Annotated in this window: 25 protein-coding genes; 24 read left to right on the top strand and 1 reads right to left on the bottom strand. The window is 33.7% G+C overall.

The window, feature by feature from the left end; genetic code table 11:
• Nucleotides 1-1,683, top strand: a 1,683-nt coding sequence (locus HPY60_08220; protein ID NPV51161.1) for a hypothetical protein, incomplete at its 5' end; no start/stop codon positions are given.
• 74 nt (nucleotides 1,684-1,757) lie between these two features.
• Complete coding sequence (locus HPY60_08215; protein ID NPV51160.1) at nucleotides 1,758-2,597, top strand: hypothetical protein; 840 nt, start codon at nucleotides 1,758-1,760, stop codon at nucleotides 2,595-2,597.
• A 15-nt stretch (nucleotides 2,598-2,612) separates the two neighbouring features.
• Here the strand turns inward: HPY60_08215 and HPY60_08210 are convergent, their stop codons facing one another.
• On the bottom strand, nucleotides 2,613-2,831 hold the full coding sequence (locus HPY60_08210) for a preprotein translocase subunit Sec61beta (protein NPV51159.1): 219 nt from the start codon (nucleotides 2,829-2,831) through the stop codon (nucleotides 2,613-2,615).
• A 31-nt stretch (nucleotides 2,832-2,862) separates the two neighbouring features.
• Here HPY60_08210 and HPY60_08205 point away from each other — a divergent pair, with 31 nt between their 5' ends.
• From HPY60_08205 to HPY60_08100, 22 genes are all read left to right on the top strand, one after another.
• On the top strand, nucleotides 2,863-3,708 hold the full coding sequence (locus HPY60_08205) for a CBS domain-containing protein (GenBank protein ID NPV51158.1): 846 nt from the start codon (nucleotides 2,863-2,865) through the stop codon (nucleotides 3,706-3,708).
• Nucleotides 3,709-3,775: 67 nt separating this feature from the next.
• Nucleotides 3,776-4,069: an Asp-tRNA(Asn)/Glu-tRNA(Gln) amidotransferase subunit GatC gene (gene gatC, locus HPY60_08200; GenBank protein ID NPV51157.1), complete on the top strand. Its 294-nt coding sequence runs from the start codon at nucleotides 3,776-3,778 to the stop codon at nucleotides 4,067-4,069.
• A gap of 12 nt (nucleotides 4,070-4,081) precedes the next feature.
• Entirely contained in the window at nucleotides 4,082-5,500 is a 1,419-nt protein-coding gene (gatA, locus tag HPY60_08195; protein ID NPV51156.1) for an Asp-tRNA(Asn)/Glu-tRNA(Gln) amidotransferase subunit GatA, read from the top strand.
• The gene (gene gatB, locus HPY60_08190) at nucleotides 5,501-6,901 is read left to right on the top strand and encodes an Asp-tRNA(Asn)/Glu-tRNA(Gln) amidotransferase subunit GatB (protein ID NPV51155.1); all 1,401 of its coding nucleotides are present in this window, start codon (nucleotides 5,501-5,503) and stop codon (nucleotides 6,899-6,901) included.
• On the top strand, nucleotides 6,902-8,203 hold the full coding sequence (gene aspS / locus HPY60_08185; GenBank protein NPV51154.1) for an aspartate--tRNA(Asn) ligase: 1,302 nt from the start codon (nucleotides 6,902-6,904) through the stop codon (nucleotides 8,201-8,203). It begins immediately after the preceding gene.
• A 100-nt stretch (nucleotides 8,204-8,303) separates the two neighbouring features.
• Nucleotides 8,304-9,686, top strand: a complete 1,383-nt coding sequence (gene thrC / locus HPY60_08180) for a threonine synthase (protein ID NPV51153.1) — start codon at nucleotides 8,304-8,306, stop codon at nucleotides 9,684-9,686.
• Nucleotides 9,687-9,795: 109 nt separating this feature from the next.
• Nucleotides 9,796-11,028: a coenzyme F420 hydrogenase subunit alpha gene (gene frhA, locus HPY60_08175; protein NPV51152.1), complete on the top strand. Its 1,233-nt coding sequence runs from the start codon at nucleotides 9,796-9,798 to the stop codon at nucleotides 11,026-11,028.
• Nucleotides 11,028-11,504 (top strand): hydrogenase maturation protease, encoded by a 477-nt coding sequence (locus HPY60_08170; protein NPV51151.1) that lies wholly within the window; start codon nucleotides 11,028-11,030, stop codon nucleotides 11,502-11,504. Before frhA ends, HPY60_08170 begins: the two co-directional genes overlap by 1 nt.
• Nucleotides 11,501-13,051, top strand: coding sequence for a 4Fe-4S binding protein (locus tag HPY60_08165; GenBank protein NPV51150.1), 1,551 nt, complete (start codon nucleotides 11,501-11,503; stop codon nucleotides 13,049-13,051). Before HPY60_08170 ends, HPY60_08165 begins: the two co-directional genes overlap by 4 nt.
• Before the next feature lie 273 nt (nucleotides 13,052-13,324).
• The gene (locus tag HPY60_08160) at nucleotides 13,325-15,322 is read left to right on the top strand and encodes a tetratricopeptide repeat protein (GenBank protein ID NPV51149.1); all 1,998 of its coding nucleotides are present in this window, start codon (nucleotides 13,325-13,327) and stop codon (nucleotides 15,320-15,322) included.
• Nucleotides 15,323-15,359: 37 nt separating this feature from the next.
• The gene (locus HPY60_08155; GenBank protein ID NPV51148.1) at nucleotides 15,360-16,097 is read left to right on the top strand and encodes a hypothetical protein; all 738 of its coding nucleotides are present in this window, start codon (nucleotides 15,360-15,362) and stop codon (nucleotides 16,095-16,097) included.
• Nucleotides 16,098-17,756 carry an ATP-dependent DNA ligase gene (locus HPY60_08150; GenBank protein ID NPV51147.1) on the top strand — a complete coding sequence of 553 codons (1,659 nt, stop codon included), beginning with the start codon at nucleotides 16,098-16,100 and terminating at the stop codon, nucleotides 17,754-17,756.
• Nucleotides 17,757-17,791: 35 nt separating this feature from the next.
• Nucleotides 17,792-18,328 carry a biotin transporter BioY gene (locus tag HPY60_08145; GenBank protein ID NPV51146.1) on the top strand — a complete coding sequence of 179 codons (537 nt, stop codon included), beginning with the start codon at nucleotides 17,792-17,794 and terminating at the stop codon, nucleotides 18,326-18,328.
• Between the two features lie 147 nt (nucleotides 18,329-18,475).
• A complete protein-coding gene (locus HPY60_08140; protein ID NPV51145.1) occupies nucleotides 18,476-19,006 on the top strand; it encodes a TATA-box-binding protein in 531 nt (176 codons plus the stop codon).
• Between the two features lie 139 nt (nucleotides 19,007-19,145).
• Nucleotides 19,146-19,490, top strand: coding sequence for a hypothetical protein (locus HPY60_08135; protein ID NPV51144.1), 345 nt, complete (start codon nucleotides 19,146-19,148; stop codon nucleotides 19,488-19,490).
• Entirely contained in the window at nucleotides 19,483-21,099 is a 1,617-nt protein-coding gene (locus HPY60_08130) for a V-type ATP synthase subunit I (GenBank protein NPV51143.1), read from the top strand. The genes HPY60_08135 and HPY60_08130 overlap by 8 nt, the downstream gene beginning before the upstream one ends.
• Nucleotides 21,100-21,120: 21 nt before the next feature.
• A complete protein-coding gene (locus HPY60_08125) occupies nucleotides 21,121-21,360 on the top strand; it encodes a V-type ATP synthase subunit K (GenBank protein NPV51142.1) in 240 nt (79 codons plus the stop codon).
• Between the two features lie 10 nt (nucleotides 21,361-21,370).
• A complete protein-coding gene (locus HPY60_08120) occupies nucleotides 21,371-21,949 on the top strand; it encodes a hypothetical protein (protein ID NPV51141.1) in 579 nt (192 codons plus the stop codon).
• Nucleotides 21,924-22,961, top strand: a complete 1,038-nt coding sequence (gene ahaC / locus HPY60_08115; protein ID NPV51140.1) for an ATP synthase A1 subunit C — start codon at nucleotides 21,924-21,926, stop codon at nucleotides 22,959-22,961. Before HPY60_08120 ends, ahaC begins: the two co-directional genes overlap by 26 nt.
• Nucleotides 22,961-23,263, top strand: a complete 303-nt coding sequence (locus HPY60_08110) for a hypothetical protein (GenBank protein ID NPV51139.1) — start codon at nucleotides 22,961-22,963, stop codon at nucleotides 23,261-23,263. Before ahaC ends, HPY60_08110 begins: the two co-directional genes overlap by 1 nt.
• Before the next feature lies 1 nt (nucleotide 23,264).
• Nucleotides 23,265-25,007 (top strand): V-type ATP synthase subunit A, encoded by a 1,743-nt coding sequence (locus tag HPY60_08105; protein NPV51138.1) that lies wholly within the window; start codon nucleotides 23,265-23,267, stop codon nucleotides 25,005-25,007.
• Nucleotides 25,008-25,011: 4 nt separating this feature from the next.
• Nucleotides 25,012-26,167 (top strand): V-type ATP synthase subunit B (locus tag HPY60_08100; protein ID NPV51137.1); only part of this gene is annotated, 1,156 nt, incomplete at its 3' end.

The following is a 26,167-nucleotide window of genomic DNA, read 5'->3' as shown; positions in this document are numbered from 1 at the left end:
AACGATTTTTCTTTAGTTATTTATGATGAAATTCATCTTATTGATTCTCCAAATAGGGGCCCAACACTCGAGATAGTTATTTCAAAGTTATCAGATAAAAGGGTAATTGGCTTGTCTGCAACAATATCAAATGCTGATGAAATAGCTTCATGGCTAAATGCAACGCTTGTAAAATCTGATTGGAGGCCAGTGCCTTTAAAGAAAGGAGTTCTTCTAAATGAAAAAATATTTTTTGATAGTGAAGAAAAAAACATTGACTCTGCAGAGGATCCACTTTATCAACTTTCTAAAGATTCTATAAATGAAAGTGGCCAAGTATTAATATTTGTAAATAGTAGAAGATCTGCAGAATCAACAGCAGAAAAAATTGCCAAGAAATTCTCTGTTGTAAATAAAGATGGAAATTTTTCGGATACTAGTTCCGGTAAGAAACTTGAAAAATTGTATAAACACAGGACAGGATTCCACCATGCAGGATTACTTTCCGAAGATAGAAAAAAAGTAGAGGAATTTTTCATTAATAATGAATTAAAAGTCATTGTGGCAACTCCAACACTTGCAGCAGGAGTCAACCTGCCTGCAAGAAGAGTTATAATAAAAGATTATTTCAGATTTGATTCTAATTTCGGTTCAGTAAAAATACCTAGAATCGAAATTACCCAAATGATGGGTCGAGCCGGAAGGCCAAAATACGACTCTACTGGAGAAGCAATACTTATTGCAAAAAGAGAAGAAGAAAAAAATTTTTTATTCAAAGAATATATCGAGTCTGAGCCTTTACCCATATCCTCAAAATTAGCGACTGAGGGAGGATTAAGAGCTCACATTCTTTCACTAATTGCATCAGGATTTGTTAAAGAAAGGAAAAATCTTCACAGTTTTTTCAATAGAACATTTTATGCGTTTAAGGAAGACCCAGAATTAATCTTCCCGATGGTAGACAATACCCTTGATTTTTTGATTGAAAACGGTTTTTTAGAAAAAGATTTTTCGCCAACACCTTTGGGCTCTGTTGTTTCAAAACTGTATATTGACCCTAAATCTGCAATAATAATGAGGGACGGTATACTAAGGGATAAATTCAACGATATAGGGATATTAAATCTTTTATGTTCAACTCCAGATATGCCAACACTCTATCTAAGAAAAAAAGAATTTGAATCATATCATGATTTACTATCAGAATTTTGGGAAAAAATTATTGTAGATATACCTGATTATTCCTACGAAGAAGCAGAATTTGAGTTTTTTATATCTCAATTTAAAACTGCAATGTTGTTTCATGATTGGATTAACGAAGAAAAAGAAGAATTACTAGTTTTAAAATATGGAATCGGAGAAGGAGATTTACAAAGACTTAGAGATAATATGGATTGGCTACTATATTCCTTAGAAAGAATAAGTCATATTTTTAGGAGAAACGTTTCAGAAATAACAAAGTTAAGGACAAGAGTAAAATATGGAATAAGAGAAGAATTAATGGATCTAGTTGAAGTAAAAGGCATTGGGCGAATAAGAGCAAGAAGGTTATACAAAGAAGGCATAACAAATAGAAAAATGTTAAATCTTGATAATTTACCTTCCATAAGAAAAGCAGTTGGTGAAAAAATTTCAGAAGCAATTATATTTGGAAAAGATTATGAAGAAAGAGGATTAAAACAAACTAAGATAGATGAATTTTAGAAAAAATAAACCATAAGTTTAAATAATATATTCTCCTATAAATCTTATATTCTAACAATTAATGAGGGGTATTTATGGATTTAATGTCCGGTGCTGAAGGTCAATTTACTAATAAGCTATTGGTGGATATTTCTGGTACGATAAAAGGATTTGTAAAAAATGTCGACATTGAGATGGTTGAAGGTAAGATTCTTATTCACATGAAACTCGGGCAGAGCGCCGAAAGTTATGGACTTTCCCGTTCAGAATCTAAACTTTTGAGATTTGAAACAAAGATAACAATAGTATCAGATGAAATTGTATCTGTTGGAAAAGATTGCATTATAGTTTCAAAGGGAAAACTTCCTCCATTAGAAGAGATAAAAAAAGCTAAGATGTACAAGGCAGAAAATGACAGCTTAAAATTAAAACTCAATGAGCTAAACGATGAGTTAGAAAATTCTTTGAGAAAATTAAAAGTATTAAAAGAGGATAAATCTGAACTTGAGTTTAAATTGAATAAATTGCTAAAAATGGAAGAAGAGTTTAGTGAATTAAGACTAAAATGTGCAAAGTTAGAAGGGGAAGTAGAGGGATCTAGAAGATTCATTCAACAAATTGAAAATCATAACACCACACCTAAATCGTCCCAATTTGTAAATCCAGAACGTTCGTACAAACCAGTTGAGGAGGAAATAGAAGAAACACTAGATCTAGAAAAACAAAAAAAGTTCGAAGAAATAATGAAGGATGAATTTACACTTTTTGGAGAAGAAGAAACTTTAGATAGTGAAATTAAAGAACAAAATAAAATTGAAGAAACAACTATGCCTGTAAACGAAACCCCTACTGATGAATGTGAAAAGCCAAAATTAAATTTAAGTGATGAAAATCCATTCAAAAGATTTAGTAAAGAATATAAAAAAGAGGATTAAATAAATTAATATATATTAAAATCCTAAGAGTTCTGCCCCAAAAATCTGTAAAAGCACACCAACTACTATAACAACAACGCAGATTGCAACTACTGCTTCAGGACGGATTTTTAATCCTCCTTCGTCTTCATCAAAATACCTGATGAGTCCGGCACCAGTTGCCGGCATTGCTCCCCCCATAGCCTGCGATTTTCTCTTTACCATAAACTCACTAACAAAAAAAAGTTTATCCATTATATAAATTTATCGTAAAGAAGGGAATAAAATGACTTTAGAGAGTATTATTAGACGAGATTTCTTAAAATTCAGCATACCTAGCGATAGGGCACTTGCAATAGAGACAATGAAGAAAAATGATATTTCTGAATTAATTGCATTAAAAGAAGGAAGTGATGTGTTCCTCGGAATAATAACTATGAGTGATATCCTCTCAAAGCCTGAAGAAGAACAACTTGCGCTAATAATGAGGAGAGATGTTCCAGTTATAAATAAGAAGGATAGTATTGAAAAAGCCCTCTCATCGTTTTTAAGTGGAGACTTTTATTATTTGCCGGTAGTTGAAAATGGAAATGTCATAGGAATTATATCTCTAAAGGAAATATTTCCCTTAATAAATAAAAAATATAAAATAAAAAACTTGATATCTGATTTCGTTGATCATAACTATTTCATGAGTGTTTGGGAAAAAACCCCCACATATATAGCCTCAAAAATAATGTTGAACTTTAAAGTTTCATTTCTTGGTGTTCTTGACGACGATGGTAAATTCGTAGGATTATTAGACGCTACAGACTTGATAAGAGCTGGGGAGATAATAAGTGGAGTTACAGAATCAGATGCAACAAAAGGTGAATCTGGCGATGACTGGGATTGGAACTGGAAATCTTCAGTATTAATTGGAACTAGTAATTTTTACTTGCCCAATAAACCAGTTTCAAACTACTTAAAAAAAGGATATTCTACTATTAGTCAAAACCTACCGATATCGCAGGCAATTGAAATGTTTCAAAAAGAAGAAACAAGATATATTGCAGTCATTGGAGATGACAATGCACTTATTGGTATTTTGAGGGATGTTGATATTCTTAAGGCTTTTAAAGACTTAATTTAGCCATATTATAAGAGAAACATTTATATGCAATCTTAAGACAACAACTTTAAATTTTGAAGGGGTATAAATGGTAGAAACCATTATTGAGGATAATGTTATAGAAAGAGTTTCAGAAATTGCTAGATTAAAGCTTTCTGAAGTAGAAAAAGAAAAATTTAGAGAAGAATTTGAGAGAATTCTTGAAGAATTTTCTGTAGTCGATGAGATAAATGTTGGCGAAAAAGAACTGTATTATGTGGTAGAAAATGTTAACGTTTTAAGAAAAGATTCAAAACCAAAACCCTTCAATAAAATTGACGACATAAAAAATAACTTCAATAAAAAAGAAGATGATTTTATAGTCGTTCCAAGGAATCTTTGATTCAGTGATATCATGTTTACTAAAGACCTTATTGAGGATTTATTATCCAAGTCAGTAGAAGAGCATCTTCATAAAAAAATTGAAGATATCCAAAGGAGAGACAAGGAAATAAATTCTTTTATTACTTTGGGGATTGAAGAAGCAGAAAAGTCTTCTAAGGAGATACAGAAAAAGATAGATGCAGGGAATCAAGGAAAACTATCCGGACTTGTAATATCTATTAAAGATAATATCGCAGTTTCTGATCTTAGAATGACATGTGGATCAAAAGTTTTAGAGAAGTATATTGCCCCTTATGATGCAACTATTATCAAATCAATCAAGAGAGAAGATGGAATTATAATTGGTAAATGCAACATGGACGAGTTTGCATGTGGGTCCGATGGAACTTCTTCTCACTTTGGTCCAACAAAAAATCCTCGAAATATTGATTATGTGCCTGGAGGAAGTTCTTCAGGGAGTGCCGCTTCAGTTGCAGCAGATTTCGCTGACCTTTCTATAGGTAGCGATACAGGCGGATCAATAAGATGTCCTGCAAGTTTTTGTGGCGTATATGGATTTAAACCAAGTTATGGTCTAGTATCTAGATATGGACTATCTGATATGGCAATGAGCTTGGAGGGTCCAGGGCCCTTTGCAAAAGATACATATGGTATTGCCCTTTTACTCGATATTATTTCTGGTAAGGATCCCCGGGATACTGTAACCGTTGAAAGTAATAAGTCATACCTCAAAGCAGTTGAAGATTTTAATGATAAGGATATCAAAAATATGAAAATTGCTTATGCGAAGGAGTTTTTTGAAGGCGTTGATGAAAAAATAAAAAGCATGATACTCGACAAAATTGGTATTTTAGAATCTGAAGGTGCCATAATAGAAGAAGTATCCCTTCCAAATATAAAATACTCTATACCAATCTATTATTTAGTCGTCTTCAGTGAGTTCTCATCAGCAATGTCAAAATTTGATGGATTTAAGTATGGCCATTATGTTGGGGGCCAAGATATAGTAGAAGCTGTTTCAAATACAAGAGAAACATCTATGGGGACAGAAGTGAAGAGAAGAGTCCTTCTTGGAACTTTTATTACCATGGAAGAATTTAGAGGCCGATGGTATACAAAAGCTCTCAAAGCTAGAAGTGCCATCAAAGAAGACTTTAAAAGGATTTTCCATTCTTATGACCTACTAATTGGGCCAACTATGCCCACATTACCTTGGAAAATAGGGGAAAGAATATCCGATCCTTTAGCTATGTATTCTTCAGACATACTTACTGTTAGTGCAAATCTTGCAGGTATTTGTGCTTCAAGTCAGCCTGTCGGTGAATTAAATGGCCTTCCTGTAGGATTACAACTTCATGCAGATAGTTTATCTGAAACTAAATTACTAAAGGGCATGAGAGCTGTAGAAATAGCCTGTGGGGGAATGTAATTGCAGCTTCATGAAGATAAATACAAAGATTTGAATTTAAAAATAGGTCTTGAGATACATGTTCAACTAAAGACTGAGCAGAAGATATTTTGTGAGTGTTCAACAGATTATATTAGTTCATCTCCAAATAATAATATTTGTCCCATATGTACATCTCAACCTGGATCAAAACCAATGGGAGTAAATGAAAAAGCTTTAGAAAATCTTCTAAAAATAGGTTTATTTCTAGGGTGCAAGCCCCATGAAAAGCCTTTCTATGTCCAAAGAAAACATTATTTTTATCCCGACTTACCTTCAAATTATCAGAGAACCTCCCAGCCGATATTAGCAAACGGTATCTTCATGGGCGTCGGTATATGGGAAATTCATATTGAAGAAGACCCCGGCAGATATGAGCTAAGAGAAGGTAAAGTTGATCTTAATAGGTGTGGAGTACCTCTAGCTGAAATAGTAACTGCTCCTGATATTAAATCCCCCGAATATGCAAGAGAATTTTTGAGAGATTTATTGTTATCTCTTGAGTATTTAGGCGTTATAAGGGGAGAATCAGGTTCTATTAGGGCAGATGTTAATATTTCCATAATGGGCGGAAACAGAATCGAAATAAAAAATGTTAACTCTGTCAAAGGTGTATACAAAGCGCTGAAATATGAAATTGTCAGACAGAAAGCAGTTTTACAGAGGGGCGGAACAATAACGATGGAGACAAGACATTTCGACGAAGGCAGTATGATAACTAAAACTCTAAGAAAAAAAGAGACGGTTGCAGACTATCGATATATCCCTGACCCTGATTTAGTTCCAATTTATATTGGTCCAGAGTGGCTCCAAGAAATTGAATCAGTATTGCCAGAATCTCCCCATAATAAAAAGAAGAGATTCATGGAAGAATATTCCTTAGGTGAGGAAATTGTGGACGCGTTAATATCTGACCTTTACCTCTCAGATTTCTTTGAAGAATCTGCGAAGAATTCAAATCCCCTTGAAGCTGGTAAGTGGTGTGCAACTGAACTTAAAAGAAGGTTAAATGAAAAGAACTTATCTGTTTCCACATCAAAAATTACACCTAAACATATCTCTGATATGATAGGTTTTATCGAAAGAGGAGAACTTTCTGTTAAAAATGCCAAATGGATTATTGAAGATGCTGTGGATACAGGCGAAGCAATACCTGTACTTATGGATAAAAAGAACTTCTATCAGATAAGTTCCGAAGATACATTACTCAAAATAATAGATAAAATACTGGGAGATAATCCCAAAGCAGTTCAAGATTATAAATCTGGAAATGAAAATGCATTACACTTTTTGTTTGGTAAAGTTGTTAATGAAACTGAAGGAAGGGCAGAGCCTTCAAAAACAATAAAATTACTTAAAGATAAATTATGTACGGTGACTTAAATGCTAAAAAGAACATGTTATTCAGATAATTTAAAAGATGGCGAAGAAGTTATTCTTTCCGGGTGGGTTCACGAGAGAAGGGATTTAGGTGGAATTAAATTTATTTTATTGAGAGACAGAGAGGGAATTGCCCAGATTACCGCTCCAAAAAAGAAAGTTTCAGAAGAAATTTTTAAATTAATGGATTCTCTAGGAAGAGAATGGGTTATTGCAGTTAAGGGAAATGTTAAATCTTCTCCTCAAGCCCCAGGCGGACTTGAAGTAATACCCAGTGAAATAGAAATAATAAACATGGCAGAGCCAAGTCTTCCTCTTGATCCCTCAGAGAAAGTTGATGCAGATATTGACACAAGACTCGATAACAGATTCATGGATATAAGAAAACCAAAAGTAACTGCAATATTCAAGATTAGAAGTGAAATATTGAGTGCTGCAAGAGAATACCTTTTGAGTCAATCCTTTATTGAGATTCAGACACCAAAAATAAGTGCGTCAGGAACTGAAGGTGGAACAGAACTTTTCCCACTATCCTATTTTGAGAGGGAAGCCTTTCTAGCCCAATCTCCTCAACTCTATAAGCAGACAATGATGGCTACAGGAATGGACAGAGTTTTTGAAATGGCGCACTACTTCAGAGCAGAGGAATCAAATACAAGAAGACATCTTTCTGAATCTGATGCTGTGGATATAGAAATGTCATTTATAGAAAATGAAGAAGATGTAATGTATATACTTGAGAATTTAGTTTCTCATATATTGAAATCTGTAAGTGGTAATAGAAAGAAAGAACTTTCTTTATTGGGAATAGAAGTTAATGTTCCTTCTACCCCTTTTAGAAGAGTAAACTATGATGAAGCTATTACTCTTCTACAAGAAAGTGGATTTAGTGTTCATCACGGTGAAGATTTAGGCACAGAGTCAGAAAAGGCACTAGGAAATATTGTTAAAGAAAAATATGGCGATGATCTTTATTTCTTGACAAAATACCCATTATCAACAAAACCATTTTACACTAACTTTGATGGAGATGTAGCAAGAGCATTTGATTTGGATTATAAAGGGGTAGAAATAAGTTCCGGCGGTCAGAGGATTCATAATGTTGAAGTTCTTAGAACAAGAATAAAAGAGAAAGGACTCCCTGTTTCTTCATTTGAAGCATACCTAAAACCATTTAGATTTGGAATGCCGCCACATGGTGGGTTTGGTCTTGGTATAGATAGGCTCATTATGCAAATGCTAAATCTTGAGAATATAAGAGAAGGGGTTTTATTCCCTCACGACAGAAGAAGACTTGAGCCATAAACATCTTTTATTTTTATATTATTCTTCTTTGTAAGTATATTATTCCTTTATCTTTTAATTTTGAATAAAGTTTATAAATTGTATAGAAAATGCATAAATTATGGGTGGAATTAAATATTATAGCACTAATAGGAATATTAATGAGGCGGGATTTATTCCATTTAAAGACCTTGTTAGTTTCAAAGATGCTCTTATGATGGGCCAGGCGCCCGATGCGGGATTATTTATGCCTGAGAGGATACCTTATATCTCAAAAGGCGAACTTGAAGATCTAAGGGGTAAAAGGTATTTTGAAGTAGCTCACGCAATTTTAGAAAAATTTCTTTACGTAGATATAGAATCAGATCATCTACTCAAACTATGCAAAGAAGCATATAATTTTAGAGTTCCAATTGAAAAAGTCTATGATAGAAAATATGTTCTAAGACTAGACCAAGGGCCAACTGCTTCTTTTAAAGATTTTGCCGCTAGAATGATGGCGCGTTTAATGGGGGCTTTAAAAGATGAGAAAAAACAACTAAATATACTAGTTGCAACTTCTGGAGATACAGGCAGCGCAGTTGGAGAAGCTTTCAAAGGCGTAAGTGGAATTAATGTATTTATTTTGTATCCTGAAAGTGAAGTATCTGGGAGACAGAAAAAACAACTTGATACAATAGGGGATAATGTTACAACACTTGCCGTAAATGGAAAATTTGACGATTGCCAGAATCTTGTAAAGATGGCCTTCCAGGACAATGACTTGGCAAAATTTAATTTAACATCTGCAAATTCAATTAATATAGGGAGGATACTTCCTCAAATGATTTATTATTTTTACTCTTATCTCGAGAAGTCAGAAGAAGGGGAGAAATTCCTAGTGTCCGTTCCTTCCGGAAACTTTGGTAATTCACTTGGATGCGAATTTGGCAGAAGAATGGGATTACCCCTCCATAGGCTAATAATGGCAGTAAATGAAAATGATGAGTTTCCCCAATATCTAGGTAATGGGAACTATCAAAAACTTTCTCCATCTAAAGCATGTATATCAAGCGCAATGAACGTTGGACATCCTTCAAATCTGGCTAGATTCTTTGAATTATATGGGGGAACAGTTGATAAATCTGGAAAAGTTTTCAAATACCCTGATATCAAAAAAATGAAAGAAAATATTTATTCTAGAAGTATTTCAGACCAAAAAACAAGAGACACAATAAAGAATGTATACGACAAATATAATGTAGTTCTAGAACCTCATGGTGCAGTCGGTTGGGCAGGGCTTGAATCATACTATCATGATAATGGAGACTACGGCCTAAGCATTTCTTTAGAAACAGCTCATCCGGCAAAATTCCCTGAGGAAATAAAATCATTACTCGGATTTGAACCAGAGCTTCCAGAAGCAATGAAGGATGTTGACCGAAGACAAGGATGCCCTATAAGAATAGAAAACGATTATCTTCAATTGAAGAAATTCTTAGAATCAACATTAGAAAACAAGTAATATCCGGCTATTTTTATTATTATTGGTTTTTAACCAAATATTTTATTTTTTATTACCGCAATATTTAAATGTATACAAATGTAATGAATATATATTATGGAGGAATAATATGGAAGGCAAAGGGGAGAGGATTGTTAGCCTTGACCCAACAACTAGGCATGAAGGGCATGCAAGACTTGTTCTTCATGTTGATGAGGAAGGAATAGTTGAAAGAGCATATTATATCTCGACGACAATGGTACGAAGTTTCGAGTCATTGACTTTGGGCAGAACTTATGAATTTACTCCAAAGGCCTCAATGAGGATATGTGGGCTTTGCCCGATATCTCATGCAGAAGCATCATGCCAAGCAATTGAAGGGGCATTTGGACTTGAGATACCCCAGGACGCATTGATATTGAGGGAAATTTTAGGTCTTGCAAGCAAAATGCAAGATCATGCACTTCACCAATTTCTAATTCTTAATGACATAATAGATGATGAGAAAATTAAAAAAGAATCCATAGAACGAATCCAAGAATTGAGAAGAATTGGTCAAAAAATGAAAGATATTGTAGGAGGAGAAGCTATTCATCCTTCTAATTATTGCGTAGGTGGATTTAATAAAAATATAAGTCAGAGAGCATCTGCAAGTTTGTATAGGCTTGTAAGAAAATATGAAAAAAATGCACATTTACAAAAAGATTTGTTTATAGAAACAATAGAAAAAAAACTTGAGAACTTACCAAATAATATTGGAATATCTAATTCAAGCATCTTGGCTACACACATGACTTATGGAGATAGGAACGAAATTAACATTGAAGCAATCAGAGAAGTAATACCTTCTAGATTTTATGGAAAAGAGGAAGAAGGAAGAATGACGAATACTATGATCCCTCTTTATTATGGAGAAACTGTTGAAACTGGTCCAAGAGCAAGATTCATAAAATTCAAAAGATTCTCGGGGGATTCAGCACTCTACATCAATGTTGCGAGAGCAAGAGAAATGTTAGTTATGGTTTATAGGGCTGAAGAACTTTTAGACCAACTAGATGTTAATGGCAAGACAAAACCAGACCATATTACTGTAAAAGAAGGAGAAGGTATAGGGGTATATGAGGCCCCAAGAGGAACTTTAATACATATGGCCAAAACTGATCAAAATGGAATTATGAGGGATTATAGAATAATATCTCCCACAACTTGGAATATTCCAACAATAGGAAAGGCTATAGAAGGTTCACCTCAGGAGTATGCTGAAGTCATTATGAGATCATACGATCCCTGTCTTGATTGTGCAACTCACTGTATAATAGTTAAGGATACCGATGGCAAAATACTCGAAAGGAGGTACATGTAATGGAATACTTGGACAAAGAAAATCTCATATTAGGATGTGGGAATCCTCTTTTCGGTGATGATGGATTTGGCACTGAATTTGTCAAAAAACTAAAAGATGAAAAAATTGAAGAAAAATATAATAATCTTGCCGTTATAGACTGTGGATCCGGAATATCTCCCTTTTTGAATCTTATTAACTCCTCAAAACATAAAATAAAAAACTTATACATAATAGACTGCGGAGATTTTAAAGGAAAGCTTGGTGATGTGTTAGTCTTAGATGGAAAAGAAGTACAATCTGAAGGATTCATAAAATCTTCCCACAGTATGAATATCCCTCATGAAATTTGTAATTTTTCTTCTAACGTTAAGCTGATATTGGTTCAGGGAAATGTAGATCCAAACAATATGGAGCTAAGGATGAACACAGAGGTCAAAAATGCATTTGGTAAAGTTCAAAGTGTCATTAATTCTTTTATGGAGGAATCCCAATGAAACCAAAAGTTGGCGTATTTCAATTGGCTTCTTGTTCTGGATGTCTTTTGTCTCACTTAGACACAGGAAAAATTTCTGATTTCCTAAATGATTACGATGTAAAATACTATCCTCTTGTAATTGACGCTCGAAAACCTCCCGAAGAACTAGACTTGGCAGTTTTTGAGGGGGCGGTAGGAACAATTGAAAAAGGACACATGAAACTTGTAACCGAAATAAGGCAAAGGTCAAAAAAAGTTGCAGCTTTAGGTGCGTGTGCCGTTACCACAGGTATTCTAATGCATTCTGCTGGAAATCAGATGCCTATGCCCGAAACAGATGCATTCTTACCAATCAGTGAATTGGTAAAAGTTGACTATGCAATACCCGGCTGCCCACCAAGCCCTGAGATCATAGAGCGATTTTTCGATGCCTTCTTAAGAAATGATGAGAAATATCTTCAAGCTTTCACAAACATTGAAGAAAATTCCGAGATTAATATCCGATACATTACTCAAAGAGCACTATGTATATCATGTGGACTTTGCACAGCCGTATGTCCTACATTAGCGCTATCTGATATTGAAGGAAAACCTGTCTTAAGAGATGAAATATGTGTAAAATGTGGGGAGTGCAGATTCCAATGCCCTAGAAGCTACATGCCATTAGACTACATAAATGAAACTGTATTTAAAGATGAAAGTACCTCCATTGATGAATATCTTGGCAGATATATGTCAATTTATACTGTAAGAGCTACCAATCAAGAGATATTAAAAAATGCGCAAAGTGGCGGAACAACGACAGCACTTATGAATTACTGTCTCGATTCACGTATAATTGATGGAATTTTAACAGGTGGGAAGGATAAAGAGAAATACTGGCTTGCAAGGTCCGCTCTTGTAACTGATTATGATGAATTACTTGAAACAACTGGAACAACCTACAATCTCTGTCCAACTTTAAACATATTAAAAGATGCCGCAACTTCAAATTATCTAAAAAATATAGCAATAGTGGGGCTACCTTGTGTTCATCAAGCAGTTAGAAAACTTGAGATATATCCATTGTCCCTTAGAAGCGTAATTGATAAGATCTCTCTCAGAGTAGGATTATTTTGTACTCACAACTTTAGATACAATGCAATGATAAAGATGATGGAAGAGTTAGGTGAAATAAGGGCTGAAGATACATACAAAGTAGACATAGGCGCAGGAAACTATGTGATTTACTCTGTTTCAGGAGATATACAGAAGATCCCTATTGACATAGTCAGAGAGTACGAACAAGAGAGTTGTTCGATTTGCCCAGACTTTACTGCAGAACTCTCCGATATATCAATTGGTTCAATTGGCGCACCTGAAGGATGGAACACAGTTATTGTGAGAACAAAAACGGGACAGAAGACCTTTGAAGCAGCAGTTCAAGAGGGGTACTTAGAACTTGGAAAGGAAGATAAAATACCTGTAGATATAGAACTTGTGAAAAAACTTTCAAAAATTAAAAAGAATAGAAGTAAAAAGAAAATAGAAAACAGGAAGAAATACAATCTAAAAGTTCCTTTCTAAATAACGATTAAATTAATTTTTTATTTTTAGTATTGTTTAACAATATTTAATTTCTAATTTTCTCATTGTCTATTATTATTAGGGAAAACTTTATATATTAGTATAGCAATAATAACTAATAATACTGATATTTAGGTTTATCATTAGCTGAATAATAGAGGTCATTAAAACATGAATACGGCTAAAATAAAATTTTTAAATATTCAAAAATCAAAAATCATCCCTGTATTTTTTATAATATTGATTTTTTTGTCTGTCATTTCGGCTAGTGAAATGTCCTTGAAATTTACCAATAAACCCAAAGGCGACATGATAATGTCAACGAGGTTAATCGATTACTCACAAGATTCAGTAGGTAAACTTCTAGTAACAACTGGATTTAAAAGAGGTGAATCCTACGAAAATGGTTACATATATCTTTTGAACTATAATGGCGAGGTAATCTGGAATAAAGAAATAGGCAATGTAGATAGTACAATGGCTTCTATAACTGATTCACACCCTCCTGGTGCTAGATTTTACCCAAAAGACGCTTATGGAATTGATTTCAACGGCAATGGTCAAAACGATATTTTGTTATTGACAGAGTCCCACTTTTATATCCTTACCGAACAAGGTATATCTAAAAAATATTTCAAATCTGTACCTATAAGTGAGATTAAGTCTGCAGATATATTTGGGGAAGGTAAAGAAGTTGCTTTATTGGCAGGTGTCAATGCAAGTATGATTAGTTATGATAGTTATGATTATATTTTTTCAACAATCGCAAAACCATCAAAGCCTCTTAATAGCATCACTTCTGCAAATCTAGATTCTGACATTGAAAGAGAGATTATCACAGGAGGTGAAAATATCTCGGGCGAAGGAAATATTTCTATTTACGATTATAATTCATCAACTACGCCTAACTGGACTAAGACGCACTCTTACATAACTGGTGCAGGCATGGCTATCAAGAAAGTCATTGCCACTAATCTTGATAATGGCAGCGAATATCAAGTAGGTGACGAAAAAATAGAAATCATTGCATTATCTGAAAAATATGTATACTGTTTCCATACAAAAGAGGGAGGTACCCTCCATCTATTATGGCTTTATCCAATAAAACAGGGTTCAGATCTTATAGTGGCAAATATTATTGGAGATGGAAATCTTGAAGTAATTGCAGCTGGAGAGAAACTCTATGTAATTGATAAAACAGGTGCAAGAGTATGGGAAAGTAATTTGGGTATGGCATTATCAAATGTTCATTCATCAGATCTTAATGAGGATGGTCATGGGGAGATAGTTGCAGGTTCTTCCTCTACATATAGATTCAATAAAGCCTATGGTCAGATATTTTTATTGGATGGGGGTGGCCACCTTTTATGGCAATCTACCCAGAATTACATGACAGAATATGTCGTCATAAAAGACATGGACCACAATGGAACGCTTGATTTAGTCTTAGCAGATTATTCTAATGCGATTTCAGGGTATGAAAACATGATGGCTGCAAATAAGGCAGATATGTATTTCAGTCAGGCCATGAACTCATTTAACAATGAGGATTATCGGGATGCCCTTGTATACTTTAAAATAGCAAGAGAAGAATATAAAAAAGATAAAAATACAAACAAAGTTCTAGAAGCAGATGGCTATATTCAAAAATGTGAACTTTTCCTGAACACAGGATCCTCATATGAGATGGGATTATATTTCTTTGATATGGGAGAATATCAGAAATCCATCTTATATTTTGAAGATGCTAAAACAGCCTCATTAAATAAACAAGATTTTGATGCAGCACTAAAAGCAGAGGAAATGATTGGAAAGGCAAATAATTACGTAGAAGCCCAAAATTATCTCGAAGAAGCAAATAAATATTTCTCTGAAGAAAACTTTGACAAAGCATATTCTGCATTTAATAATGCTCTTGTGATATATCAAAGACTAGGGGACAATCAAAAAGTTAATTTGATTCAGGGCAACATGTTAAAAATTGATAATTACAAAAAGGCCATAGACTACTTTGATATGGGTAAAACTTACTTTTCTTCAAAGGATTACCAGAATGCAAAGTCTTATTTCCAAAAAGCAAGCGCTGAATTCAATAATTTAGGAGATGTTGGGAAGGTTTCCGCCTGTGAAGACTATATATCTCAATGCACCCAACTCCTTGAATCCTCTAAAGGTATAAGTTCTACTAATAATATACTGCTCTATGGCGGTATCCTTATAGGATTTTTACTTTTGATAGTATTGCTCCTATTTTTCTTGCTTCTAAAGTAACCAAAATGTTTTTTAATCAATATTTTACTGTTTCATTATGCCCAAACTTTCATTAGGGGAGGTTTTCTCTGTTTCACGTCAGAGTTTTAATATTCAGGTACTTCTACCTTTCTTAATTCCAACTTTATTTTATATATTAATAACTTCATACCTATTCCAATATCTGGGCGAAGGCCTTTTATCTTTCCAATCAGGAGGCGAAGTCATAGCTTTTGTATATAGATGGGCGATATTTATAATAATTGCATTATTGATTTATTCAATCCTCATGATCTTTGCATTTAATCTTTCTTCGATCATATTGAGAGATTTTGCAACTATCGGTAAAAAAAACTATACTAATTCAATAAAAGAAGCATATTCAAAGATATTAAAAGTCCTTTTCGTAAATATAATGGCATTTATAGTATTCCTAACAGGAATTTTGTTTTATGCAGTGCACCCCATCCTTACCTTAATGGGATTCTTTCTTGCACCTTTTTTCTTTTTTGTGTCCCCTTCAATAATAATAGATAATCTGTCTCCATTCAAAGCAGTAAAAAATAGTATAATATTATCGTTACATTATACACTACCTTCATTTTTCCTGTTCATCTTATCGTTTCTTTTGTTATTTTTTACGCCGATGTCCGTTTCATTTATCTTGTATTACTTTTTTTCAGCAGATTTACTAGGTAAATTTATTATATATGGTATCCCAATATTAGAAATGATATTTGGAGCATATATTTCAATATTAGTCACAGTTTCATATCTTAATTACAGAGGTTATTAAATGCTCTACAAAGAGCTTGTCGAAGTATATGAAAAGTTGACATCGACCTCTTCTAAACTCGAGAAGAGGGATATTTTATCTAATTTCTTTTTAGTAGTTCCTGATGATGTTCTCCCTTTTGTAACTGGACTATTAGCAGGATATGTATTCCCTAAATGGACAGAGAAGGAATTAGGGATCGGCCCAAAACTTCTTTTAAAAGTTATTTCGAAGATTACAGGAATAGCAGAAAAAAAAATTGAAGAATATGTATATTCTTCCGGAGACTTTGGTGAGGGGATAGAAAAGGCAATAGAACAAAAAAAACAACAAACATTCTTTGACATAAAAATTGATATAATATATCTTATGGACCTTTTTGAAAAAGTGTCTGCATATGGGGGTAAAGGTTCTCAAGATAAAAAAATTAAATATCTTTCTGAACTCTTTTCAGCAGCATCGCCAGTTGAAGCGAGATACCTTTCTAGGACAATTCTAGAACAAATGAGGACGGGAGCTGCAGAAGGCATAATACTAGATGCTATATCCAAGTTTTCTGAAATTCCTAGAAAAGAAGTTGAAAAAGCATATTTGTTGACAAACGATTTAGGATTAATCGCACTTTATTCTAAAAAAGGAGCAGATGAACTATCAAAATTAACTGTAACTGTAGGTAGACCATTGAAACCCATGCTTGCCCAAATAGCAGGGTCCATTGAATCAGCCTTAAAAGATATAGAGGAACCGGAAATGGAAGTAAAATATGACGGGGCAAGAATCCAAGTACACAAATCCGGTGCCAAAATAAAAATATTTTCTAGGCGTCTAGAAAATATTACAGAAGCATTGCCTGAGGTTTTATCCGAACTTGAAATAACTTTAATTCCTGAAACTATAATATGTGAAGGGGAAGTAGTTGCATACAAAGATGGAAAGATAGCCCCATTTCAATATGTTCTAAGGAGACTCAGGAGAAAATATCAAATTTCAGAGATTTCTGAAAAAATACCGCTAAAACTTTTTCTTTTTGATTGCCTTTTAATTGAAAATAAATCGCTTATTGATTCACCCTTAAAAGAACGAAGAAATATTTTGATCTCTTCGATAAAAGAATCCGAGATTGTAAAAATGGCAGAAAATAAAATATCCAAAGATCCTTCAGAAATCAAAGAGTTCTACAATAAATCTATTGCCGAAGGCCACGAAGGTATTATGATAAAGGACTATTTATCCCAATACCAACCTGGCGCAAGAGGAAAGAAATGGTTAAAGATTAAACGTACCTTAGAAACACTAGATTTAGTCATAATAGGCGCTGAATGGGGAGAAGGCCGAAGAAAAAAATGGCTATCCTCCTTACTTCTTGGTATAAGAGACGACGAAGGTAAATTTTTGCCTATTGGAAAAGTTGCAACAGGGCTTTCCGACGATCTCTTTACTGAAATTACAGAACAACTTACGCCATTGATTATTGAAGAAAAGGGTAAAACAGTAACTCTAGTTCCAAAAATAGTCGTGGAAGTTCTTTACGATGAAATTCAACATTCTCCAAAATATGAAAGTGGTTTTGCACTCAGATTTCCAAGAGTATTAAGAATAAGAGATGATAAAGACGCCTATGATTCTGATAACCTCTCTAGAGTATATGAAATCTATGAATCTCAAGAGAAAACTTTTTAAATCGATTGTAAACTAAAAAAATAATTAAGTTTACAATGGGTGTATTAATGCTCAAATCCAAAGAACTTTCTCTTATCGCCCTATTTGCAGCACTTACTGCAGTTGGGGGATTTATTTCAATTCCATTTTACCCAGTACCCCTGACTCTTCAAGTATTTTTTGTTTTGCTTTCAGGATCAATTTTAGGAAAGAAATTAGGGGCACTTAGTCAGGTAATATATCTTGGATTGGGCGCAATAGGTGCTCCAGTCTTTCATAATTTCAGTGGAGGGATTGGGATATTGTTGGGGCCTACAGGTGGATTCCTCATTGGATTTATACCAGGCGCTTATTTGGCCGGTTTTTTCTATGAAAAATTTGCCAATAATAAGTTTAGATTCTTAGGACTTATAATATCGATAATTCCCATATATGCAATAGGTATATTTTGGCTTTCTTTTATTACAGGAATGCCTCTAGAAAAAGCTTTTTTAGTAGGTGGACTTCCTTTTATACCTGGGGACTTTCTAAAATCAATTATGGTCTTTCTAGTTGAAAAAAAAGCTAAAAAATATCTCAAAATTAAGATTTGATTTTTATTTTTTCAATTTATGGCGCTAATTTTGGAGGAAAGGTCACATTACACAACTTTTATAAATACATTTATAAATTACTCCTTATAAATTATATTATACTGTTGGAGGTATTCTTTGTCCGAATCTAAATTAGGTAAGTATAAAATGACTGTCCAAAACGTTGTTACTTCTGCTAACTTATTTAATAGAGTTGACCTAGTTAAAGCTGCAAGTTCCTTAGATAATATTGAATATGAACCAGAACAGTTTCCTGGGATGGTAATTAGACTTGACGAACCAAAGACTGCTACCTTAGTTTTCGGAAGTGGCAAACTTGTTTGTACAGGAGCTAAATCCCCAGAAGAATCTAGAAGGGCCATATTCAAAATAATTGAAATTTTGAAAGATTACGGTACTCCAATGGAAAGAGAGCCAGATATCGTTGTACAGAATATTGTTGCATCTGGAGATTTAGAAATGAAACTGAATCTTGATGACATTATATTAACTCTTCCAAACTGTGAATATGAACCCGAGCAATTCCCTGGACTTATATATCGATTAAAAGAACCAAAGGTAGTTTTACTACTATTTGGAAGTGGAAAAGTAGTCTGCACTGGTGCAAAGTCTGAAGAAGATGTAATTAGAGCCATTGAACGTGTTAAAAAGTCATTAATCGAAGAAGGTTTGGCATAATTTTTATTACACTATTATTTTATTTTATATGCCTCATTTATAAAAAATAATCATTTTTGGCATAAAGAATCCAATTAAATATCAAAAAATATATAAAGGATTTTTTCTTAGCTAAAGTAAGTTATCAAGTAGTGATTAGATGGAAAAAGAAGAGATACTTCGAGAGCTAAAAGCGGCAGAAGAAAAAGCAAATAAGATTATTGCCGACGCTGAAGAGGAATATAAGAAAAAGTTAATAGAACTTGATGAAGAAATGGAATCTCTACTTGAAAAAAAGAAAGAAGAGCTAGACAAAGAATTATCAAATGAACTTAAACTTGAAACAGATAGAATCCTAATGGAAAAACAAAGGGCGATATCTGAAGGTACTAGGGAAATCGAAAAAATAAGAGAAGAGGCTCTTGTAAAAAAGGAAGAAGCGATTAAATTTATCATTGATAAATTTATGAGGTACATAGATGCTATCGACCGAAAGAATGACTAAAATTGCAATTGTTGGTACGAAAGACCTCATGAAGGATACTATAGAAATTCTTCATTCCTTAAAGATAATTCATATTGTAGATTTTAAAGAACAAGACGAAACATTTCAAATTGGTAAACCATTAGGTGAAGTTTCAAGATTTTCTGAACTTTTATTGTCTCTTAGGTCATTGATTAGTACATTTGATATTAGGCCTCAGAATTTAAAAAAGACATACTCAAAGAGAGATATATCCAGAGAATTAGAAACAGAAGTTATTCAGACTGAAAATCAACTTAAAGTCTTAAATCTGAAAATATCAAAATTAACTTCTATAATTAATGAGATAGACAGACTAAAATCAGTTGGAGATTTAGAAGAAATCGGGCTTGAAAAGAATTTATTCAAATCCTTAAATATGGTTGTATCCTCTAAAACCGATTTGGAAAATAAAAGAAACAATCTCAAAAAAGAGCTCGATCAAATCATTAAAGAAAAATCCTCTTTTCTCCTACAATATGAGGATTTACTTTCCAGTGAAATAGAAAAAATGGAAGCCCCCTTAAGGTTTACCACAACAAAAAATACCTTCATGGTAGAAGGATGGATACCAGAATCTAAGTATTCTTCCCTCCATACTACTTTAGACAAGAAATATGGGGACAGGATTCATTTAGAAAAAGTAAAATATAGTGATGAAGAATCTGTTCCTGTTGAACTTAAACATCCTTCTTCTGTAAAACCATTTGAATTATTGCTAGATCTATTCGAATACCCTAAAAGCACTGAAATAGATCCGACATTTGCAATATTTATCACCTTTCCTCTTTTTTATGGGATAATGCTTGGTGACATTGGATATGGGTTAACTATACTTCTGTTTTCTTCAATACTGAAAATGAAGTTTAAAACTGAAGGATGGAATATGTTACTAGGGATATTACAATATTCCAGTATATATACAATTGCATTTGGGTTCTTAGATGGAGAATTTTTTGGATTCGATATATTCCGCCTCTTTGGAATAGAAGAGATATTTGGCATAAGTTTACCCATTATTGATAGGATAGTTGATTTCATGCCCGTTCTCATTATGTCAATCTCTATAGGGATTGTGCATGTATTACTTGGTTTAACATTTGGTTTCATCAATGTATTAAAACAACACGGTGTAAAAGAAGCCATACTAGAAAAGGGAAGTTGGATTATACTCGTAATATCTATAGTGTTTTTTGCATTGAGCCTTTCATTCACAAATGTTTTAATGTATTTTGGAGGGGCTCTTTTAATGATTTCGGTAATCTTACTTGTTTTAGGCGAGGGTTTCATAGGCCTTATAGAAATATTTGGTATAATGAGTAATATACTTTCATATGTTAGGCTTATGGCCATAGGACTTTCTTCAGTAGGTATCGCGATTGTTATAAATAGTATAGTAGTAGATATCGTTCTTCCAAAAGGCGGAGTATTTATCCTTTTAGGTTATTTAATTCTAATAGGTGGTCATGTAGGAAATATAATTTTGGGCATTTTGGCAAGTTTCTTACATGCCTTGAGATTACACTATGTAGAATTTTTCACTAAATTTTATGAAGGTGGAGGTATAAAATTTAAACCATTTGGTATATAAAAAAATGGACGAGGTGATAAGATGGCAGATTTAGCAGTTATAGCTGTAGTTATAAGTGCTGCAATTGCAGTTGGAGTAACAGGGATTGCAGCTGCATGGGCAGAGAAAAATATAGGATCTGCGGCTATTGGAGCAATGGCAGAGAAAGAGGAACTATTTGGTAAGGGATTAGTACTTACAGTAATTCCTGAAACCATAGTAATCTTTGGCCTTACAGTAGCATTAGTCCTACTATTCGTCATATTGCCACAACTACTTTAGGAGGCATATGATGGTAGTAAGTTCAGTAGCCAATGCAGTAATTGCAGATGCAAAAAAAGTAGCAAAGAACTATGAAACTCAGCTAGAAGATAAAAGAAAACAAAAACTATCTGAAGTAAATAGAACAATTGATAACTTAAAATTAAAAAAGAAAGAAAATCTAAAAGAAAGAATTACCTTTATGGCTAAGACAGAAACTTCAAGAACTAATTTAGAAATAAAAAGAAAAAGGCTAAGAATGGAGCATGATATCCTCGAGCAATTGTTGGCAAATGTAAAAAAGAATCTAAAGGATTTGGATTTAAAAGATAGAAATAAACTATTAGAGAAACTATTATCAGTTACAACTTTAGAATACATATATTCTAATAAACAAGATCAAGATTTTCTTAAAAAAATAGTTGGAGAACGCTACAGAGGAAACATTGAGTGTATTGGAGGTATTCTAACTGAAGATTTGTCTGGAAAAATAAGAGAGGAATTTACTTTTGAATCTATTGTATCTACAGTTTTTAATAATGACATCAGAGAAATTAGAGATATTTTATTTGGCGAGGCTAAGTATGGATTCGAGTGCAATATTCTCTAAAATTGATTTGGGGGATACTAATTATAGTTACGCTAATACTCGCGTAAGAGCAATGGAAAGTAAAATTCTAACTAGTGATATTTATATGAAACTTTTGAACATGGACTTTTCGCAGATATCTAGATTTCTCGGAGAAGTTGAATATAAAGAAGAAATAGATTCTTTATCAAAACATTTTAGAGGAGTTGAACTAATAGAGCGTTCTTTAAACAAGAACTTAGCAAATACATACAACAAACTCTTAAAAATGGCCGGCAAAGAAGCTGCAAATTATGCATTTGCAGTTTTTATGAGATGGGATGTCCACAACATTATCTCTATTTTAAGGGGAAAATTTGCTAAAGTATCTGATAAAGAGATTGAAAAAACACTCATACCTATAGGTGAAATACCTTTTTCTTTTATTCAATCACTAACTAAATTCCTTAGTTATCAAGACGTTATTAGGAGATTAAAGAAATTAGAACAATTTTCTTTCTTGGACGAAACAAAAGAGATGGCAGATATAGAATCAGAACTTTATAAAAATTATTTTACAAAAGTTCTTGAAAAATTCCGGAAAGATAAAAAATCCCTCTTTCTTAATTTTGTAAAAATGGAAATAGATATAATTAATTTAAAAAATATAATGAGAATGAGACGATATGGATTTACACTCGATGAAGAAGAAAAAAATGTAATTGATGGCGGCCTATATTTTAAAGCAAATAAACTAAGTTTTTTATTAAGATCCTCAAATCAAGATTTCTTAACCTCAATTAAAAAAACGCCGTATGGCCATATAATTGAAAAACATTTTTCTGAACCTACTCTCTTCAATGTAGAAGAATCTTTAGAAATTTTCCTGATGCAATATGCAAAAAAGCAGTTAAAAGGAGAGCACCTTTCTATTATCCCTATCCTTCATTATATTTATCTCAAAAAGATTGAAGTTGATAACATCAGAAAGATAGCGAGAGGAATAGCCTCGAATCTTGAGAAGGAAGTTATCCAAGATAGCTTGGTGATTTAATGGAATTTGGAGTTATAGGCGACGACCAATTTGTGTTGGGATTCAAATTATTAGGAATAAAAAAGAATAGAAGCATTGCAAATGAACAAGAATTTGAAGATAATCTTACTGAAATGTTTAAGGATAAGGAAATAGGAATTATTATTATTCAACCAGAATATTACAAAAATCTATCTACAAAAACAAAGTTGAGAGTTGATACATCTCTAAAGCCTACAGTTATAGTGTTAGGTGAGAAATTAAGTGACATATTAAGAGATAAAATAAGGCACGTAATAGGAGTTGACCTGTGGGGTAATTAATTTGGTTAGTAAAGGAGTAATTTATAGAATATCGGGGCCGGTAGTTACCGCCTTACATCTTGATGCTAAAATGAATGAACTAGTCAGAGTAGGTAAAGAAGGTTTATTTGGAGAAGTTATCCAAATTGAAGAAGATAAAACAATTATCCAAGTTTATGAAGATACTTCCTTATTAAAACCTGGTGATGAAGCAGTAACAACTGGAGTTCCATTATCCGTAGATTTGGGCCCAGGATTACTTGGTTCAATTTATGATGGCGTCCAGAGGCCTTTGCCAAAATTATCTGAAATTATGGGAGAATTCATTAAAAGAGGTGCAGAAGCACCCGGAATTGATAGAGAAAAGAAATGGGAATTCTTCCCTATAAAGAAAAAAGGGGACAAAGTAAATTATGGAGAAGCTATAGGATATGTAAATGAAAATGAACATACCAAGCATTTAGTAATGACGCCCCCAAATATTTCTGGGCAAATTATTGAGATCTTAGAACATGGCAATTATAATGTAGAAGAAATATTATGTAAGCTTGATAATGGCGCAATAATAAAAATGTACCAAAGATGGCCTGTTAAAGTTCCAAGACCTTTTAAAGAAAAAATGATGCCAACAGTGCCTTTGGTTACTGGTAAAAGAATCATAGATGTCTTATTCCCATTAGCAAAAGGAGGCACTGCTGCAATTCCAGGGCCATTTGGAAGTGGTAAGACCGTTACTCAACAACAGCTCGCTAAATGGAGCGATACTAAAGTTGTTGTCTATATAGGATGTGGTGAAAGAGGAAATGAAATGATTGATGTCCTTACTGAATTTCCCCAATTAGTTGATCCCGTGACCGGTGGACCACTGATGAATAGGACTGTGCTCATAGCCAACACTTCTAATATGCCAGTTGCTGCGAGAGAGGCTTCAATTTATACTGGCATTACTATTGCAGAATATTATAGGGACATGGGGTACGATGTAGCTCTTATGGCAGATTCTACTTCTAGGTGGGCAGAAGCAATGAGAGAAATCTCTTCAAGACTAGAGGAAATGCCCGGTGAAGAAGGATATCCTGCTTATCTTTCTTCAAGGCTTTCAAGCTTTTATGAAAGAGCAGGTAGAGTAATCACTTTAGGAGGTAAAATTGGATCGGTAACTGTCATCGGAGCAGTTTCACCTCCCGGGGGAGATTTTTCTGAGCCGGTAGTACAAAATACTCTTAGAATCACAAAAACTTTCTGGGCTCTTGATTCAAATCTTTCACAAAAAAGGCATTTCCCTGCCATTAACTGGCTCGAATCTTATTCACTTTATTATGATTCATTAAAAGAATGGTTTGAAACTAATATTTCAGTAGATTGGGACAGAATGAGGGCAGAAGCAATGGAAATATTGCAGAAAGAAGCAGAGTTGCAGGAAATTGTTCAATTAGTAGGTGCAGATGCTTTACCTCCTGACCAACAATTTTTATTGGAAATCTCAAGAATGTTGAGGGAAACTTTTTTGCAACAAGATTCTTATCATGAAGTAGACGAATTTCACAATTTAAAAAGACAGTTTGCTTTATTGAATGCAATTATAAGATTTTCACGTCTTGGAAATGATGCAATTGAGAACGGAATTGAAATAGATAAATTATTGAAACTTGAGTCAAGGTCAGAAATATCTAAGGTAAGATACAGAAAAGATTTTGAGAGTAAGATTGCTTCAATAAACGAAAGTATGGCCAAGGAATTCAAGCAATTAATGGGGGAGGCCTGATCCATTGAAAGAATATAAGACGATTACTTCAGTAACTGGGCCTTTGATATTCTTGGAAAAAACTGAAAATATAGGATATGGTGAGCATGTCAGCATTACTTTGCCCAATGGTGAAGTCAAAAGGGGACAAGTTTTAGATACTTCTTGGGACAAAGTAGTGGTCCAAGTTTTCGAAGGAACTAGAAATATTGATAAAAATACGTTTGTTAAATTTTCTGGAGATGTTTTAAGGGCTCCTGTTTCTCATGACATGCTTGGCAGAATATTTTCTGGCTCTGGAGATCCATTAGACGGAGGGCCAAAAGTTGTACCTGAGGCCAGATTAGATATAAATGGCCTTCCAATAAATCCATATAAAAGAGCACCACCCCATGAATTTATCCAAACTGGAGTTTCTGCAATAGATGGAATGAATTCTTTAATTAGAGGTCAGAAACTTCCAATATTTTCAGGATCAGGATTGCCCCACAACCAACTTGCTTTACAGATAGCAAGACAGTCCACAGTGTTGGACTGTAAAGAAAGTTTTGCAGTTATATTTGTCGCAATGGGTATAACAGAAGAGGAAGCAAAATATTTCATAAATGATTTTGAAAAAACTGGGGCGCTTGAAAGAGGAATTGTTTTCTTAAATCTCGCTTCTGACCCCTCAATTGAACGACTCATTGTTCCGAGAATAGCACTAACAACTGCCGAGTTTTTAGCTTTTAATTATGATATGCATTTACTAGTTATCATGACCGACATGACTAATTACTGCGAAGCTCTTAGGGAGATTGGTTCTGCAAGGGAAGAAGTACCGGGTAGAAGAGGATATCCAGGATACATGTATACAGATCTAGCATCTATTTATGAAAGAGCTGGAAGAGTACAAGGAAAAAATGGTTCAGTAACTCAAGTTCCTATCCTCACGATGCCCGGTGATGATATAACTCACCCAATACCTGATTTATCGGGATATATCACAGAAGGCCAAATAATTGTGTCAAGAGATCTCCAAAGAAAGGGTATATACCCCCCAATAGACGTTCTTCCTTCTCTATCAAGATTAATGAGTAAGGGAATTGGTAAAGATAGGACAAGGGAAGATCAAAAATCAGTTTCAGACCAACTTTATGCAGCATATGCCGAAGGAAAAGACCTAAGAGGGCTTGTTTCAA

It is taken from the genome of Methanofastidiosum sp. (assembly GCA_013178285.1).
Taxonomy (GTDB): Archaea; Methanobacteriota_B; Thermococci; order Methanofastidiosales; family Methanofastidiosaceae; genus Methanofastidiosum.
The sequence above is the reverse complement of the archived record's forward strand: the minus strand, read 5'-3'. Positions and strand labels throughout refer to the sequence as shown.

What these genes read in the sequence shown, in the direction of transcription:
- HPY60_08215 (NPV51160.1), top strand. Translation starts at nt 1,758, where the DNA reads ATGGATTTAATGTCCGGTGCTGAAGGTCAATTTACTAATAAGCTATTG.
- HPY60_08210 (NPV51159.1), bottom strand. Translation starts at nt 2,831, where the DNA reads ATGGATAAACTTTTTTTTGTTAGTGAGTTTATGGTAAAGAGAAAATCG.
- HPY60_08205 (NPV51158.1), top strand. Translation starts at nt 2,863, where the DNA reads ATGACTTTAGAGAGTATTATTAGACGAGATTTCTTAAAATTCAGCATA.
- gatC (NPV51157.1), top strand. Translation starts at nt 3,776, where the DNA reads ATGGTAGAAACCATTATTGAGGATAATGTTATAGAAAGAGTTTCAGAA.
- gatA (NPV51156.1), top strand. Translation starts at nt 4,082, where the DNA reads ATGTTTACTAAAGACCTTATTGAGGATTTATTATCCAAGTCAGTAGAA.
- aspS (NPV51154.1), top strand. Translation starts at nt 6,902, where the DNA reads ATGCTAAAAAGAACATGTTATTCAGATAATTTAAAAGATGGCGAAGAA.
- thrC (NPV51153.1), top strand. Translation starts at nt 8,304, where the DNA reads ATGGGTGGAATTAAATATTATAGCACTAATAGGAATATTAATGAGGCG.
- frhA (NPV51152.1), top strand. Translation starts at nt 9,796, where the DNA reads ATGGAAGGCAAAGGGGAGAGGATTGTTAGCCTTGACCCAACAACTAGG.
- HPY60_08170 (NPV51151.1), top strand. Translation starts at nt 11,028, where the DNA reads ATGGAATACTTGGACAAAGAAAATCTCATATTAGGATGTGGGAATCCT.
- HPY60_08165 (NPV51150.1), top strand. Translation starts at nt 11,501, where the DNA reads ATGAAACCAAAAGTTGGCGTATTTCAATTGGCTTCTTGTTCTGGATGT.
- HPY60_08160 (NPV51149.1), top strand. Translation starts at nt 13,325, where the DNA reads ATGTCCTTGAAATTTACCAATAAACCCAAAGGCGACATGATAATGTCA.
- HPY60_08155 (NPV51148.1), top strand. Translation starts at nt 15,360, where the DNA reads ATGCCCAAACTTTCATTAGGGGAGGTTTTCTCTGTTTCACGTCAGAGT.
- HPY60_08150 (NPV51147.1), top strand. Translation starts at nt 16,098, where the DNA reads ATGCTCTACAAAGAGCTTGTCGAAGTATATGAAAAGTTGACATCGACC.
- HPY60_08145 (NPV51146.1), top strand. Translation starts at nt 17,792, where the DNA reads ATGGGTGTATTAATGCTCAAATCCAAAGAACTTTCTCTTATCGCCCTA.
- HPY60_08140 (NPV51145.1), top strand. Translation starts at nt 18,476, where the DNA reads ATGACTGTCCAAAACGTTGTTACTTCTGCTAACTTATTTAATAGAGTT.
- HPY60_08135 (NPV51144.1), top strand. Translation starts at nt 19,146, where the DNA reads ATGGAAAAAGAAGAGATACTTCGAGAGCTAAAAGCGGCAGAAGAAAAA.
- HPY60_08130 (NPV51143.1), top strand. Translation starts at nt 19,483, where the DNA reads ATGACTAAAATTGCAATTGTTGGTACGAAAGACCTCATGAAGGATACT.
- HPY60_08125 (NPV51142.1), top strand. Translation starts at nt 21,121, where the DNA reads ATGGCAGATTTAGCAGTTATAGCTGTAGTTATAAGTGCTGCAATTGCA.
- HPY60_08120 (NPV51141.1), top strand. Translation starts at nt 21,371, where the DNA reads ATGGTAGTAAGTTCAGTAGCCAATGCAGTAATTGCAGATGCAAAAAAA.
- ahaC (NPV51140.1), top strand. Translation starts at nt 21,924, where the DNA reads ATGGATTCGAGTGCAATATTCTCTAAAATTGATTTGGGGGATACTAAT.
- HPY60_08110 (NPV51139.1), top strand. Translation starts at nt 22,961, where the DNA reads ATGGAATTTGGAGTTATAGGCGACGACCAATTTGTGTTGGGATTCAAA.